Annotated in this window: 13 protein-coding genes and 1 pseudogene; 6 read left to right on the top strand and 8 right to left on the bottom strand. The window is 59.3% G+C overall.

Annotated features, from left to right (window positions below):
* The 4 genes and pseudogenes from argC to ACTG36_RS13250 all read right to left on the bottom strand — a co-directional run.
* Positions 1 to 662, bottom strand: a pseudogene (gene argC / locus ACTG36_RS13265) (N-acetyl-gamma-glutamyl-phosphate reductase); the annotation flags it as partial.
* 58 nt (positions 663 to 720) lie between these two features.
* Positions 721 to 1,530 carry a glutamate racemase gene (murI, locus tag ACTG36_RS13260; protein ID WP_375281429.1) on the bottom strand — a complete coding sequence of 270 codons (810 nt, stop codon included), beginning with the start codon at positions 1,528 to 1,530 and terminating at the stop codon, positions 721 to 723.
* Positions 1,531 to 1,536: 6 nt separating this feature from the next.
* On the bottom strand, positions 1,537 to 2,421 hold the full coding sequence (locus ACTG36_RS13255; protein ID WP_375281428.1) for a lysophospholipid acyltransferase family protein: 885 nt from the start codon (positions 2,419 to 2,421) through the stop codon (positions 1,537 to 1,539).
* A gap of 68 nt (positions 2,422 to 2,489) precedes the next feature.
* Positions 2,490 to 5,903 (bottom strand): indolepyruvate ferredoxin oxidoreductase family protein, encoded by a 3,414-nt coding sequence (locus ACTG36_RS13250; protein WP_439142579.1) that lies wholly within the window; start codon positions 5,901 to 5,903, stop codon positions 2,490 to 2,492.
* A 163-nt stretch (positions 5,904 to 6,066) separates the two neighbouring features.
* Here ACTG36_RS13250 and ACTG36_RS13245 point away from each other — a divergent pair, with 163 nt between their 5' ends.
* On the top strand, positions 6,067 to 6,972 hold the full coding sequence (locus ACTG36_RS13245; RefSeq protein ID WP_375281426.1) for a LysR family transcriptional regulator: 906 nt from the start codon (positions 6,067 to 6,069) through the stop codon (positions 6,970 to 6,972).
* On the opposite strand, the gene ACTG36_RS13240 is transcribed toward ACTG36_RS13245, so the two are convergent.
* Positions 6,969 to 7,883, bottom strand: coding sequence for a glycosyltransferase family 32 protein (locus ACTG36_RS13240; RefSeq protein ID WP_375281425.1), 915 nt, complete (start codon positions 7,881 to 7,883; stop codon positions 6,969 to 6,971). The genes ACTG36_RS13245 and ACTG36_RS13240 overlap by 4 nt on opposite strands.
* 389 nt (positions 7,884 to 8,272) lie before the next feature.
* A complete protein-coding gene (locus ACTG36_RS13235) occupies positions 8,273 to 9,175 on the bottom strand; it encodes an NAD-dependent epimerase/dehydratase family protein (protein WP_375281424.1) in 903 nt (300 codons plus the stop codon).
* A gap of 311 nt (positions 9,176 to 9,486) precedes the next feature.
* Between ACTG36_RS13235 and purL the strand changes: the two genes are divergently transcribed.
* From purL to grxD, 5 genes are all read left to right on the top strand, one after another.
* Positions 9,487 to 11,646, top strand: a complete 2,160-nt coding sequence (gene purL, locus ACTG36_RS13230) for a phosphoribosylformylglycinamidine synthase subunit PurL (RefSeq protein WP_375281423.1) — start codon at positions 9,487 to 9,489, stop codon at positions 11,644 to 11,646.
* A 241-nt stretch (positions 11,647 to 11,887) separates the two neighbouring features.
* A complete protein-coding gene (locus tag ACTG36_RS13225) occupies positions 11,888 to 12,124 on the top strand; it encodes a BolA/IbaG family iron-sulfur metabolism protein (RefSeq protein WP_296417605.1) in 237 nt (78 codons plus the stop codon).
* Positions 12,124 to 12,312: a hypothetical protein gene (locus tag ACTG36_RS13220; RefSeq protein ID WP_375281422.1), complete on the top strand. Its 189-nt coding sequence runs from the start codon at positions 12,124 to 12,126 to the stop codon at positions 12,310 to 12,312. Before ACTG36_RS13225 ends, ACTG36_RS13220 begins: the two co-directional genes overlap by 1 nt.
* A 3-nt stretch (positions 12,313 to 12,315) precedes the next feature.
* Positions 12,316 to 12,645: a hypothetical protein gene (locus ACTG36_RS13215; RefSeq protein ID WP_375281421.1), complete on the top strand. Its 330-nt coding sequence runs from the start codon at positions 12,316 to 12,318 to the stop codon at positions 12,643 to 12,645.
* The gene (gene grxD / locus ACTG36_RS13210; RefSeq protein WP_375281420.1) at positions 12,642 to 13,001 is read left to right on the top strand and encodes a Grx4 family monothiol glutaredoxin; all 360 of its coding nucleotides are present in this window, start codon (positions 12,642 to 12,644) and stop codon (positions 12,999 to 13,001) included. Before ACTG36_RS13215 ends, grxD begins: the two co-directional genes overlap by 4 nt.
* 74 nt (positions 13,002 to 13,075) lie before the next feature.
* Here grxD and ACTG36_RS13205 read toward each other — a convergent pair whose 3' ends face one another.
* Positions 13,076 to 13,471 (bottom strand): cell division protein ZapA, encoded by a 396-nt coding sequence (locus tag ACTG36_RS13205; protein WP_375281419.1) that lies wholly within the window; start codon positions 13,469 to 13,471, stop codon positions 13,076 to 13,078.
* Positions 13,458 to 13,973 carry a hypothetical protein gene (locus ACTG36_RS13200; RefSeq protein ID WP_375281418.1) on the bottom strand — a complete coding sequence of 172 codons (516 nt, stop codon included), beginning with the start codon at positions 13,971 to 13,973 and terminating at the stop codon, positions 13,458 to 13,460. Before ACTG36_RS13200 ends, ACTG36_RS13205 begins: the two co-directional genes overlap by 14 nt.
* Positions 13,974 to 14,186 lie beyond the last annotated feature (213 nt).

Genomic DNA, 14,186 nt, shown 5'->3' with positions numbered 1-14,186 from the left:
GCCGAAAATTCCTGATCGAATTCGCCCAAATGCCGGTGCGTGCCGCCCACTGCATAGGCGTGGGCCCCCTCGGACAATTCCGCATGCAGCAGATTTTCCTTAAGCGACCGCCCCGCCCCGGACACTGCACAGGCCAGATCAAGAATGATCTCATCGAGATCAATGACCCCCGCCGCAATCAGCGGACGCAGGGCAAATTGCCCTGTCGCCGCATTGCAGCCCGTGCCGGCAACCAACCGTGCCGCCGCGATCTCATCGCGGTAAAACTCGGTCAGGCCGTAGACCGCCTCCTTTTGCAAATCGGGCGCTGCATGGGGATTGCCGTACCACTTTTTATAGGCCGCCACATCGCGCAGCCGGAAATCCGCGCTGAGGTCCACGATCTTCAAATCACGCGGCAGTTTGGCGATCACCTCTTGGCTGGTTTTGTGCGGCAAAGCGCAGAACGCCAGATCGATATTGGTGAAATCCATATCCTCGATGGTGGTCAACACCGGCAGGTCCAGATGGCGCAAATGCGGGAACACTTGGGCCATCGTCATGCCCGCTTTGGAATTGCCCGACAGGGCTGCCACCTCCATCGACGGGTGACCCGCGATCAGCCGCACAAGTTCCGCGCCCGTATAGCCAGAGGCGCCCAGAATGGCGATTTTGTAAGTCATTTCAGTCTCCTTGCCCTAAAATTCCGGAATTTTAGGAGCTTGTCCAAATCACACGAAATTAAGCCGCTTCAAATGTGATTTCTCGTCGCAAGAACTGCACAGCCCGTTGGCTGACCTGTCGTGGGTCACCGGACGTCAGGAACTTCGACGCCCCCGCCCCCGCCATCTCAGGCCGCCGGTCCAAATAATCAGCAAGGCTTTCAGCCACCAGATTGGCCTGCGAATATACTTTTACGTCGGCGCCCAAAGCGTCCTGGAACTGCGCCTGCATCAGCGGATAATGCGTGCAGCCCAAGATCGCCGCATCGGGGTTCGGCATCTTGCGCTTCAACGCATCCACATGGGACCGCACCAGTGCATCGGCCAGAATCATATCGCCGTCTTCTATGGCATCCACAACGCCGCCGCAGGCCTGCGCCTCGACGTCCACGCCCACCGCACGGAACGCCAGTTCCCGCTGGAAGGCCCGTGATGCCACCGTCGCAGGTGTCGCAAACAAGGCCACATGTTTCACACCGACTTCGCGCGGGGGGGAATTGTCGCCCCACGACCGTTCCGTCAGCGCCTCAATCAAAGGTACGAATACACCCAGGACGCGCTTGCCCTCAGGCACCCAGCCCTCTTGCATGCGGCGCAGTGCAGCGGCGGAGGCCGTGTTACAGGCCAAAATGACCAGATCACAGCCCGCATCAAACAACGCCTGTGTGGCCTTGGTCGTCAGGTCATAAATATCATCGGCCGTGCGCACGCCGTAGGGCGCATGGGCGCTGTCGGCGTAGTAGACAAACGGCACATCCGGCAGGCGCTTTTGCACAGCATCCAGCACGGTCAATCCGCCCAAACCGCTATCGAAAATACCCACTGCCATGTTGATCTAACCTGTCCTTTTATACCGCGCCTCAAACTCCCGGCCCAACCCAGTCGTTTTTATCGGCTTTGGCGACAAGTCATAAGTGGCTTTGCGCAGGAAATCCATGCAGCTTTTGGGGTCGGATTTATGGGCGTCCAGTTCCGCCTGCGGAATGGGCTTGCCGATGACGATATTCACATTAGACCCGACGCGCGCGCGAAATTCGCGGATCAGCAGGCCCATGCGCAAGGTCTTCGACACTTGGCTGGCCAGCTGGAACAGACGGCTGTTGGACCCGTCAAAGAAGACAGGCACAACCGTAGCACCACTTTTGGACACCATTTTGGCTGTGAAATTACGCCACTGCGGGTCCAGCGGCGTTGAAAACGCCCGGGCCGAGGTGCTGACCGTGCCGCCCGGAAACACCCCCATGGCCCCGCCGTCGGTCAGATACCGCAGCGCCTCGCGCCGTGTCTCAAGGTTGATCTTTGCGGCTTCTTTGGTGTCATCAAACGAAATCGGCAGGATAACGCGATCCAGATCAGCGGATTTGCGAAACACCGAATTGGCGAGGATCCTGAAATCGCCACCCCGACGGTCCGACAAAATGCGCCCCAGCATCAGCCCGTCCAGAATGCCGTACGGATGGTTCGCCACCAAAATCAACGGCCCCTCGGTGGGAATATGATCCAACGATCCGCCAACGACATTCAGGCGCAGCTTAAAACGGTCGCACATGACGGCCCAGAAATCCGCACCCTCCGCGACTTCGGCATCATAGCCTTTGGCTTTGCGGATCAAACGCAAGCGGCCGGTAGAATTCTCCATCACCCGAATGACCGCCCGCGCGCGGCGGCTTGCCCCAGAATGGGCGTAGGAAATATCGCGGGCGATCTGGCGTGTCGTCATGGTAGTCCTCGGGCTGCGCGTCATTTACGCGGTCCCTTGAAGAATATCCAGCGGATGTAACAGTCAGATTACTCCGCTGCCGCACGGGTTTGCGGTGCCCGTAGTACGGCCAACAACTCCTCCCGCCGTTTGGCCGCTTTGGCTGCGTTGGCCAGCTTCACCGGACCAAAGCCACGGATATCCAGCGGTAAGCGCGCCAGAGCAATCGCGGCATGGGCGGTATCTGGGCGCATAATGCGCAGCACCTCGGTCATGTCGGCCTCATACTCCGCGATCAGCGCCCGTTCCATCCGGCGTTCATCCGTGCGTCCAAAGACATCCCACCGCGTGCCGCGCAGCCGTTTCAGGCGCGCCAACAGCGGGAACAGCCGCGCGGTCAGTTTGGGCATGGCAAATTTGCGCGGTCGCCCGTTTGCCCCCATGGGGGAAATCATCGGCGGGGCCAAATGGTGGGTCAGTTTCAGATCACCATCAAATTCGGCCGCCGCCTTGGCGCGCGTGTCCACCAACAGCCGTGCGACCTCATATTCGTCTTTGTAGGACAACAGCTTATGATATCCCAAGGCCACAGGTTCCCGCAGGTCATTGTCAAACGACGCCACAAAATCGCTGTACCGTTTGGCGTAGTCCGCATCTTGATACTGGGTCAGATGGTCGACGCGGAAGGCGATTTTTTCGTCCAGAGTTTTGGGCTTTTCAACCACCACAGGGTTCAGGACCGAAGCTGCCTGATCAGGATACGCCACCGCCCACCGGCCATATTCAAACGCCTGTTTGTTGCGCTCAACTGCTGTGCCGTTCAGTTCAATCGCGCGCAAGATCGCATCACGCGACACAGGGACAGCGCCTTGCTGCCATGCCGCGCCGAAGATCATCATGTTGGAATAGATCGCATCCCCCATCAGCGCGCGGGCCAGATCGGACGCGTCAAACATCATCAATCCATTCTTAAGGCGCGCCTGCAGCGTCAGCGCCAGCCGGTCTGCGGGCAGTTTGAATTCCGTGTCCCGCGTGAAATCGCCGGTGATAATCTCATGGGCGTTGACCACGCCTTTGGTGCGACCCGTGGTCATCAGACCCAGCGTTTTGGCCCCGGCAGAGACGACCAAATCCCCGCCGATCAACGTGTCACATTCCCCTGTAGATACACGGATCGCATTGATATCGCTTGCGTTCTCAGCCAAGCGGCAATGGATGTGCACCGCGCCACCCTTCTGCGCCAGCCCTGCCATTTCCATCATACCGGCGGCCTTGCCGTCCACGTGGGCGGCCATGGCGAGCACCGCGCCGATGGTTACAACACCCGTGCCGCCCACCCCGGTGATCACGACGTTATGGGTGCCTTGAATGGTCGGCAAAACAGGGTCCGGCAGGTCCGGCACCTCTACTGCGGTGGTGGCTGCCTTTTTCATCACCGCCCCTTCGACGGTCACAAAGGACGGGCAAAACCCGTTGACGCAGGAAAAGTCCTTGTTGCACGACGACTGGTCAATCGCCCGCTTGCGGCCCAGTTCCGTTTCAACGGGCACGATGGACACGCAATTTGATTGCACCCCGCAATCGCCGCAGCCTTCACAGACGTCGGTGTTGATAAACACCCGTTTGTCAGGGTCGGGAAACTGGCCGCGCTTGCGGCGACGGCGCTTTTCGGCGGCACAGGTTTGAACATAAACAAGGACCGATACGCCCTTGATCTTGCTCATCTTTTTTTGAACGTCATCCAGCCGGTCACGGGTGGCAATCGACACGGCGGCAGGAATTTTCGACAAATCCAAACCCTCTTTGGGATCATGCACCAGATGGACGTTTTGCACGCCCATGGCCAACACCTCACGGCAGATTTGGTCGGCAGTCAGCCCGCCGTCATTGCCCTGCCCGCCGGTCATAGCGACCGCGTCGTTGTACAGCACTTTGTAGGTGATGTTCGTCCCCGCCATCATCGCAAAGCGAATGGCCTGCACGCCGGAGTGGTTGTACGTCCCGTCGCCCAAATTCTGAAACACATGATCGCGGGTGGAAAACGGCGCCTCGCCCACCCAATTGGCCCCTTCGCCGCCCATTTGTGTGGACCCGATCGTGTCACGGTCCATCCATTGAACCATGTAGTGACAGCCGATGCCGGCATAGGCGCGATCACCCTCGGGCACGCGGGTTGAGGAATTGTGCGGACAGCCGGAACAGAAATAGGGCAACCGGGCCGCGATTTCTTCAGCGTTGTCGGCGCGTTTGGCCTCGGCCAGCTTGGCCAGCCCGCCCTCAATCGCGTCGGTGCCGCAGCCCTCTTCGATCAGGATCGCGCCCAGTTTTTCGGCGATCCACACAGGATCAAGGGCATAGCGTGTCGGGAACAATTCAACCTGCCGGCCATTTTCCCAACTGTCACCCTTATGCCAGCCATAAACCCGCCGACCGCCTCGGTCGTCAAAAATGGCTTCCTTGATCTGCACTTCGATCAACTTGCGCTTTTCTTCGACCACCACGATCAAATCCAGATCGGCAGCCCAGTCGTGAAAACTGGTGGCATCCAGCGGCCAGACCTGCCCCACTTTGTAGGTGGTGATGCCCAGCCGCGCGGCCTCGGCCTCATCCACGCCCAGCAAGGACAGCGCATGGTTGAGGTCGAGCCAGTTCTTGCCCGCCGCGACAAACCCGATCTTGGCGCCCTGTTTGGGCCAGACGATTTTATCGATCCCGTTGGCGCGGGCAAAAGCCTCAGCGGCGAAGCGTTTGTGATCAATCATCCGCGCTTCTTGTGCGACGGGCGTGTCCACGACACGGATGTGCAGCCCGTCCTCGGGCATCTCAAACTCAGGGTCTACAAAGGACAAACGGTGCGGGTCACCCTCCACCACGGATGTGACCTCAATGGTGTCTTTCATGTTCTTCAGCCCCACCCAAACACCTGCAAACCGCGACAGCGCATAGGCATAAAGGCCCATATCCAGAACTTCTTGCACACCAGCGGGCGACACGATCGGCATATAGGCATCGACCATGGCCCAATCGGATTGGTGCAAGGTGGTGGAACTTTCGCCCGTGTGATCATCACCCATGGCCATGACCACACCCCCATGGGGCGATGTGCCCGCCATATTGGCATGCCGCATCACATCACCGGACCGGTCCACGCCTGGCCCCTTGCCGTACCACAAACCAAAAACACCATCATGGGTGCCTTCCCCGCGCATTTCGGCCTGCTGGGTGCCCCACAGGGCCGTCGCCGCCAGATCCTCGTTCAAACCGGGTTGGAATTTCACATCCGCCGCTGCCAGAGGTTTCGCTGCCCTCTCCATCTGCATGTCCACGGCCCCCAAAGGTGATCCGCGATAGCCCGTCACGTAACCGGCTGTGTTCAGACCCGCCGCTTCATCGCGGGCCTTTTGCATCAACATCAACCGCACCAGTGCCTGCGTGCCGTTCAAAAGCACCTGATTTTTGGTCAGATCGAACCGATCGTTCAGCGAAATATCCTGACGGGTCATAAAGCACCTCCCATTGCTTGACGTCGCGAGTTTAACCCATCTTAGGTCAACAATTCTGACCTACCAAGACAATTTTGGCCTGACATCACGAACTGAAACAGACATAAAGGCCGCGCAACGACCCTAAAAATGTGAGCGGTATCAGATGCAACAAGGCTATCCGATGGACTGGGATAAGTTACGAATCTTTCATGCGGTGGCTGCTGCCGGGTCATTGACCCATGCGGGCGACATCCTGCATTTGTCCCAATCGGCCGTGTCCCGCCAAATTCGCGCGCTTGAGGAATCACTGTCCACCGTGCTGTTTCACCGCCACGCCCGTGGTCTGATACTCACCGAACAGGGTGAGCTGTTGTTTGACGCCACCAAATCCATGTCCCGCCGTCTGGATGCCGCCTCAGCGCGGATCAAGGACAGCGCAGAGGAGGTCTTTGGCGAGTTGAAGGTCACGACAACGACCGGATTCGGGACCCTCTGGCTCGCCCCACGGCTACCCGCGCTTTATGAAAAATACCCCGATCTCAACATCGACCTGATGCTTGAAGAACGGGTGTTGGACCTGCCCATGCGCGAAGCAGACGTCGCCATCCGCATGAAAGAGCCGTCTCAAGCGGACCTTATCCGCAAGAAACTGATGTCCGTGCGCATGCGCCTTTATGCCTCGCAAGAGTATCTGGACGCCGCAGGCACCCTTGATCAGATCGAAGACATCGGCCAGCACCGCCTGATCTGTCAGGCCCCCAGCGCGTTTCAGGTCTCAGCCGGGGCCACGTTGACGCAACATCTACTCAGCTATGACAAACCGCGCCTTTTGCACATGAACAACTATTTCGGGGTGTTGCAGGGCGTTCTCAGCAACCTCGGCATTGGCGTGCTGCCTGATTACGTGATCGAAGACTTCCCTGCCCTCGTGCGCGTCTTGCCCGATCTGGAAAGCGGCGAAGTGCCTGTGTTCCTCGCCTATCCGGAAGAACTGCGTCAATCCAAACGCATCATGGCCTTCCGCGATTTCGTACAGGACGAAATCATCGCCCACCGCAAAAGCATCCGCGACGCTGCTGCAGGTTAGGCGATCTTGGCCTGACACTCTTCGTAAAGTTTCACGAAGCCCGGACGGTTCATGTAAAGCGGCTTCTGGTGGCCCAATTCGACCAGTTGCGCGTGCATATCATGGGCATTCACAAACCGCCGCAACACGTGAACGAAACGGGGCCGCAACTCGGGTGGAAATCCGTCCCAGTTGGGCTCCAGCCCCCGCATAACCCCGAAATTCTGGATGATCCGCCACGATGATGCGCTGTCATCCACGGTGTGTTCGAACAGCGGCTCATCCCCCACCAGTTCGGTGTTGTAGCGTTTGTAAACGCGGCTTTGCCACAGCTTCACGACGCTGTCCTCACCCATTTCCTTGATCAGACGGGCCAACATATAGGGGCCCGCGAATTCCATTACCTGATAGACGTCCGTCTTGTCGCGCAGGTTGCGCGCAGTGCCTTCCATCATCGCTTTGGCCAAGGGCGACTTGGGCGGCATATACAAAAACCCGTTCATCACATCGCCCCGTTTGATCAGCCGGCGGCGGTTGTCGCGGAACACGATCACAGGCTTATCGCCCGTCAGGGGGCGCAAATCGCCCACGGGCAGCGTGTCTGCATCAATATACCAGCCGCCATAAGCATAAAGTGCAGCCATGCGCACGATGTCCGACCGGCAGGCGGGAATCCAAATATCATCATAGGCCGCCGCGATCTCGGGCCAGTCGCGCGCCAACAGGTCACGGCCGAAATCATCCGTCATCAACGCAAAGGTCCAATCGGGATAGGCGTCCATCGCGAAGCGGATGTTGTCGTGAAAGCGGTCTGACAGCGTGTCCAGATTGTCCCAGAAATAGAACAGGTTGGGGGTGGATGTGTCCAGCAAAGCGGCTTCTTGACCTAAGCTGGACAGGATCGACCCGTCGTTCATATCCAGTTTCGCCATGCTCTGCCCTTTGCCATTGTCCGGCCTTGCCAGCCGTTTTGTCTTTGTTAAACACTAGCCGCAGAACCCCCACCGGACAAGCGTGCGCAACACTCGCTTTGGGTGTAAATTGACGGACTTTGATCAACTGACCGTCGCGACCCATGTGCCACACGCATAGCGGGTTTGCACAACATCTGGTGTATATTCCTTGATCGAAACGCGGCAGCCCATTATGTCATCATGTATGAGGCGACGCGTTCGCTTTATACCTCCCTGTTGGACTTTGCCGGGCCTTGTGCCCGGCTTTTCTTTTTTAGCCTTTCAGGGATGCGCCTGCGACCGCAGTTAGAAACCGCCACTTTCGTTCGAAAAAAGACGCCAATGACGCGGCCGGTCCGCCGCGCGGGTCAGGACTGGAAATGCCCGATCATTGCGGCAACGCCGTCGCGGTACGAAGTCGGCGCGAAGTCAGGAAATCGCTTCCGAAACTTGTCGTCTGACATAATGGAGTCGCTCTTGTATTGGTAGTTCATTTCATGAACCTCCCGGATCAGCGGCTTGAACAGTGACAGACCGCGCAAGATCACATCAGGCACATGTGCGACCTTGTGGGAGGTCCCGAGCTGTTCGTTAAAGAGCGCCGCCATGTCTGACACGCGAACGGCTGGCCCGACAGGAAGATGAAATTCTTCACCATATGCCGCATCATCCAGCGCGGGTGTCACCAATGCGCGGCCGATGTCTCCGGTATAGGCATAGGTGTGTTGTGGACCCTCAGGCATCGCGACTTGAGGCCGCTTGCCGCGCAGCATGTTTTCAAGAAAGCTGATGTAGAAAGGCGAATTCACTGCGCCCGGGCCGTAGAAATCCGCAGCCCGCCCGACGGTTGCCCGCACGCGACCGGCACGATGCGCCTCCATCACGATCTCGACCGCGGCCTTGCGCGCCGCACCTTTTCGCGAAGGCGGCTGGCGCGACGTGGCCTCATCAAATGGCACGGGGAGTGGTGCCAGCCCGTAGAGATAGACGTTATCGAGATAAACAATCCTGGTCCCTGTTTTCTCACAAGCGGTGACCAAAGCCCGAGAGATCGCCGGAAATCCCCTCGTCCAGAGATCGGAATCGTACGGCAGCCCGACGCAGTGATAAACGACGTCAACGTCTCTCAGGACGCGCTCCAAGGCATCGGCATCCATCGCATCGGCATCGGCCCGCGTCAGCGCTTTTCCATCAAGGCCGTTCGCAGCAATGGCTTCAAGGGTTGCACGACCGATCGCCCCACCGGCTCCGAGCACTGCATGATATCCCATCCCCAAATTTCCGTCCTGCTAGTGCCGCTGCATAACATCGAAAGGAGACCTACAATAGTCTAAAGGGCACCGAAAATGGTCTAGAAACAGGACCATGCTGGGAAAGGAACCAGACATTCGTTCAATGGGCAGCACGCAACAAAAACGGCTCACTCCCACCATTCTTTCTATCGCCGCATAAATATTAATTCCCTCGGCTCTCCCTCAGGATCATTGCCCCCCATAGGAGGCACGCGTTCAACGCCACCTCCCCCGTTGAACCCCGCGCGCCCTTGGCATACACGTCGCGCAACGCATTTGAGGGGACCGTCATGCAAGAACCAGCCATCACCCAAGACTTGATCTCAGCCCACGGCTTGTCCCCTGACGAATACGACCGCATCCTAGAGATTATCGGGCGTGAGCCGACCTTCACCGAACTGGGCATCTTCTCCGCCATGTGGAACGAACATTGTTCCTACAAATCCTCCAAAAAATGGCTCCGCACCCTGCCCACGGAAGGCCCCCAAGTCATTTGCGGCCCCGGTGAAAACGCAGGCATCGTCGACATTGGTGACGGCCAGTGCATCGTCTTCAAAATGGAAAGCCACAACCACCCGTCATACATCGAACCCTACCAAGGTGCGGCCACCGGCGTTGGTGGCATCCTGCGCGATGTCTTTACCATGGGCGCGCGTCCTATCGCTGCCATGAACTCCTTGTCTTTTGGTGAACCCGACCACCACAAAACGCGAACCTTGGTCCACGGCGTCGTCGAAGGCGTGGGCGGCTACGGCAACTGCTTTGGCGTGCCCACCGTGGGAGGCGAAGTCCGCTTCCATCCCGCCTACAACGGCAACTGCCTTGTGAACGCCTTTGCCGCTGGCCTCGCTGACACCGACAAAATCTTCTACTCCGCCGCCTCCGGCGTCGGCATGCCGGTCGTCTATCTGGGTGCCAAAACCGGCCGCGACGGCGTGGGCGGGGCTACCATGGCCTCGGCCGAATTTGACGACACGATTGAGGACAAACGCCCCACTGTGCAAGTGGGCGACCCGTTCACTGAAAAGCGCCTGATGGAGGCGACGCTGGAACTCATGGCCACCGGTGCCGTGATCTCCATCCAGGATATGGGCGCCGCTGGCCTCACCTGCTCCGCGGTTGAAATGGGCGACAAGGGCGGCCTTGGCGTCAAACTCAACCTCGAAGACGTGCCCCAGCGCGAAGAGAACATGACCGCCTATGAGATGATGTTGTCTGAAAGCCAGGAACGCATGCTGATGGTCCTGAAGCCTGAGCTTGAGGCCGAGGCCCGCGCCGTCTTCACCAAATGGGACCTCGACTTTGCCATCGTGGGTGAAACCATTGCCGAAGACCGCTTCTTGATCTTGCACAACGGCGAAGTGAAGGCAGACCTGCCGCTGGCCACGCTCTCAGGCTCCGCCCCCGAATATGATCGCCCATGGGTGGAAACACCCGCCGCCGACCCGCTTTCAGATGTGCCGGGGATTGATCCCATTGACGGCCTCAAGGCGCTGCTGTCCTCCCCCAATTATGCGGCCAAACAGTGGGTCTATGAACAATACGACAGCCAAGTCATGGCCGACACCATTCGCCAACCCGGCCAAGGGGCTGGCATCGTGCGGGTGCACGGCACCGGCAAGGCCGTGGCCTTCACCTCCGACGTGACGCCTCGTTATGTCAAAGCCAACCCCGAAATGGGCGGCGCACAAGCGGTGGCCGAAGCCTACCGCAACCTGACCGCCGTGGGCGCCACCCCGCTGGCCACCACCGACAACATGAACTTCGGCAACCCTGAAAAGCCCGAAATCATGGGCCAATTTGTGGGCGCCATCAAAGGCATCGGCAAAGCGGTCAAAGCGCTCGACATGCCCATCGTGTCGGGCAACGTATCGCTTTATAATGAAACCGACGGCACCGCCATCCTGCCCACGCCCACCATCGGCGCCGTGGGGCTGCTCGCCTCCGAAGATGAGATGATCCTCGGCACCGCCCGCGACGGTCACGTGGCTTTGCTGATCGGCGACACAACCGGCCATCTGGGCCAATCTGCCCTACTCGCCGAAGTCTTCAACCGCGAAGAAGGCGATGCGCCTGCGGTGGACCTCGACGCCGAAAAGCGCAACGGCGACTTCATCCGCGCCAACCGCCAGTGGATCGATGCCTGCACCGACCTCAGCGATGGCGGTCTGGCCCTTGCCGCGTTCGAGATGGCCGAAGCGGCCGACACCGGTGTCACCCTTGACACCGCCGACACGCCGACACTCTTTGGCGAAGATCAGGCCCGCTATCTGATCGCCTGCAACTTCGACAAGGCCGAGGCCCTGATGACAGCCGCCGCCCAAGCCGGCGTTGCCGTCCAGACCGTGGGCAAATTCGGCGGCACGGATGTGACCATGGGCAGCGCCTCCGCCCCTCTCGAAGACCTTCAGGCGAAATACCGCGGCACCTTCGCAGACACGTTTGCCTAAAATCACCAGCGGGGGTGTTTTCATCGCCCTCCTTCATCTGGCCCAAAAAACTCCCCCCGGAGGGCCGATACCCAAATGGCACCCCGCCTTGCACGGGGTTACAACCCGCACCGCGCCGCAAAAATTCGTGGAATTTTTGCCGACCGCCCCGCAGGGACGCCCCCGCGTGACCGCGACAGACTTGCCCACGGCCCTCCCCCCTCCTACATTCAATCAAACAAGAACCGGAGCCCCCGCCCCCATGCCCATCACCGCCCATGAAATCGAAACCCTTTTGCGCGACGCCTTCCCTGAAGGCGACATCCAAGTTCAGGGCGACGACGGCCAGCATTTCGCAGCCTCCGTCACGGACCCCAGCTTCAAAGGCAAAAACCGCGTGCAGCAACAACGTGCGGTCTACGCGGCCCTCAAAGGCAAAATGGACGGCTCCCATGGCGAATTGCACGCACTGGCGCTGACCACCAAGGCGCCTGAATAATGCTCGGCTGGCTGACCATAGGCGGCCTTGCGCTGGTGGCGGCCATTCTGGCCGACGACTTGCTGGCCTCGCGCTATCGCCGCCCCCTCAGCCATATGCGCCCCACGCCAAAAGACGCCAAAAAACTCGGCATGGAAGAAACCGACATGAAAGCCGTTACGCGATCCATCGATCACAACCGGCGCTAAGACATGGAACAAACCGCTCCCTCCTGCGATCCGGCCCTTCTCAGCTGCATCACCCCAGCTGAGGTTCTGACCGTTCTGCCGTTCCTCGCAGCCGCCCTTCTGGCCCTTGGCATTTGGGGGCTGATCCGCCATGAACAGCGCAAACATGCGGGGCTGATGCCCAAACGCGGGACGGAACCCGGAGACGATGAACAACTGCTTTACGCCGGTGAACGCCATGTCTTTGGCCCCGGCAATGCCGATGCCAGCCGCGTCTACCGCGTCAGCCGCAACCCAAAAGATCACGCACGGGCGATGATGCCCGCCAAAGCACGAAAAAGGACGAACCGATGACAGCAGAGACCCAAATCAAAGAGACAGTGACCAACAACGATGTTGTGCTGTTCATGAAGGGCACAAAATCCATGCCGCAATGCGGGTTCTCAAGCCGCGTGGCCGGTGTTCTCAACTTCATGGGCGTCGAATTTCAGGACGTGAACGTGCTGGCCGATGAAGACATCCGGCAGGGCATCAAGGACTATTCCGACTGGCCCACCATCCCGCAGCTTTACGTCAAAGGCGAATTTGTGGGTGGCTGTGACATCATCACGGAAATGACCCTATCGGGTGAACTCGACACGCTTTTGGATGAAAACGGCGTGACCTACGACAAAGACGCGGCCAATAAAATTCGCGAAGCCAACGCCTAAACGGCTGTCACAAAAACAAAAAGCGCCCCGCCTTCATTAGGACAGGGCGCTTTTTTGTACTCTAAAAGGCGGTTCTAGCCTGCTTTGGCTTCGACCGTTTCAGCCAAAGCCTCGGCCTCGGCTGCGATGGCCTGCAAGGCTTCGATGGTTTGGGCGGGCACGACGGGCACTTCGACCTCGACCCGATCAGGGGCCACATCGCCCGATCCAGCGGCCTCCAGCTGGGCCTGCGCTTGGGCCAGACGGCCCTCGGCTTCGCGCACCTTATCCTCAAGCCCTGCCGTGCGGTCCGCCAGCAACAGACCCGCCATCAACAACATCCGGCTTTCAGGCATCCGCCCGATCTGCGTGCTCAGCGATGATGCTTCGACGTCCAACATGGCCGCGGCGGTCATCAGGAACTGTTCCTCGCCCTCTTGGCAGGCGACTTCAAAGGACCGGCCTCCGATCTTGATCTCAACTTGTGGCATCGCTGGCCTCCTTTTCGATGATCGGTGTCAATTCCTCCAAGATCGCGTCCATTTCGGCGGCGTCGGCGGACCGAGTGGCGCGCAGGGCGTCCAGTTCGGCCATCATGGCTTTGTTGACCAGATGCGGCTCACTCACGCCTTTGGCCACTGCATCGCGCAACTGGCTGTTGTTGTCGCGCAGTTCTGCATTGGTCTGGCGCAGACGTTGCAATTCACGGTCCATGCGGGCCGCACGGGCACGGGCCGCTTCGACGCTGGCCTCCAACTCCGCCAGTTTGCCGTCTTGCCGTTCTTTCAGCAGCTTCACACGTTCTTCCAGCTGGGCATTGGCTGTCTGTTCTTCATCCAGCTTGGCCGTCAGGTCCGCCACAGTGGCCTGCGCCTCGGCCTCGTCTTCGACCGGTGCCGCGGCCTCGGCTGGGGCATCCAGCCCCTGCAAACCCACTTTGATCCGTGCCAAAGCTGCCGCAATCCGGGCCTCTAATTCGGGAAGTTCACTCATCCGCCTGTCCTTTCCAGCCCCCCAAACCATGCGTGTTATCCGCCAAGAGGCCGCTGCCATCGGGCTGCTTGATCGAATCGCGCCCGCTTTCCAAAAGCCTAATGAAACGAATGGGGTCCCGCAAACGCCGAAAATCACGCCCGAACAGAACCTTACAGCAAAGCCTTCATGTAAAGGCACACCATCCTTGATCTTGGACCCTGCCCTGATATG

This window comes from Pseudooctadecabacter sp. (assembly GCF_965657175.1).
Lineage (GTDB): Bacteria > Pseudomonadota > Alphaproteobacteria > Rhodobacterales > Rhodobacteraceae > Octadecabacter.
Note: the sequence above shows the minus strand (reverse complement) of the source record. Positions and strands in the feature narration are given on the sequence as shown.

Bases quoted from the DNA above. Each gene is read 5' to 3' on its own strand.
- ACTG36_RS13255 (WP_375281428.1), bottom strand. From the start codon at position 2,421: ATGACGACACGCCAGATCGCCCGCGATATTTCCTACGCCCATTCTGGG.
- purL (WP_375281423.1), top strand. From the start codon at position 9,487: ATGCAAGAACCAGCCATCACCCAAGACTTGATCTCAGCCCACGGCTTG.
- ACTG36_RS13240 (WP_375281425.1), bottom strand. From the start codon at position 7,883: ATGGCGAAACTGGATATGAACGACGGGTCGATCCTGTCCAGCTTAGGT.
- ACTG36_RS13250 (WP_439142579.1), bottom strand. From the start codon at position 5,903: ATGACCCGTCAGGATATTTCGCTGAACGATCGGTTCGATCTGACCAAA.
- ACTG36_RS13245 (WP_375281426.1), top strand. From the start codon at position 6,067: ATGGACTGGGATAAGTTACGAATCTTTCATGCGGTGGCTGCTGCCGGG.
- ACTG36_RS13220 (WP_375281422.1), top strand. From the start codon at position 12,124: ATGCTCGGCTGGCTGACCATAGGCGGCCTTGCGCTGGTGGCGGCCATT.
- ACTG36_RS13215 (WP_375281421.1), top strand. From the start codon at position 12,316: ATGGAACAAACCGCTCCCTCCTGCGATCCGGCCCTTCTCAGCTGCATC.
- murI (WP_375281429.1), bottom strand. From the start codon at position 1,530: ATGGCAGTGGGTATTTTCGATAGCGGTTTGGGCGGATTGACCGTGCTG.
- ACTG36_RS13225 (WP_296417605.1), top strand. From the start codon at position 11,888: ATGCCCATCACCGCCCATGAAATCGAAACCCTTTTGCGCGACGCCTTC.
- ACTG36_RS13235 (WP_375281424.1), bottom strand. From the start codon at position 9,175: ATGGGATATCATGCAGTGCTCGGAGCCGGTGGGGCGATCGGTCGTGCA.
- ACTG36_RS13200 (WP_375281418.1), bottom strand. From the start codon at position 13,973: ATGAGTGAACTTCCCGAATTAGAGGCCCGGATTGCGGCAGCTTTGGCA.
- ACTG36_RS13205 (WP_375281419.1), bottom strand. From the start codon at position 13,471: ATGCCACAAGTTGAGATCAAGATCGGAGGCCGGTCCTTTGAAGTCGCC.
- grxD (WP_375281420.1), top strand. From the start codon at position 12,642: ATGACAGCAGAGACCCAAATCAAAGAGACAGTGACCAACAACGATGTT.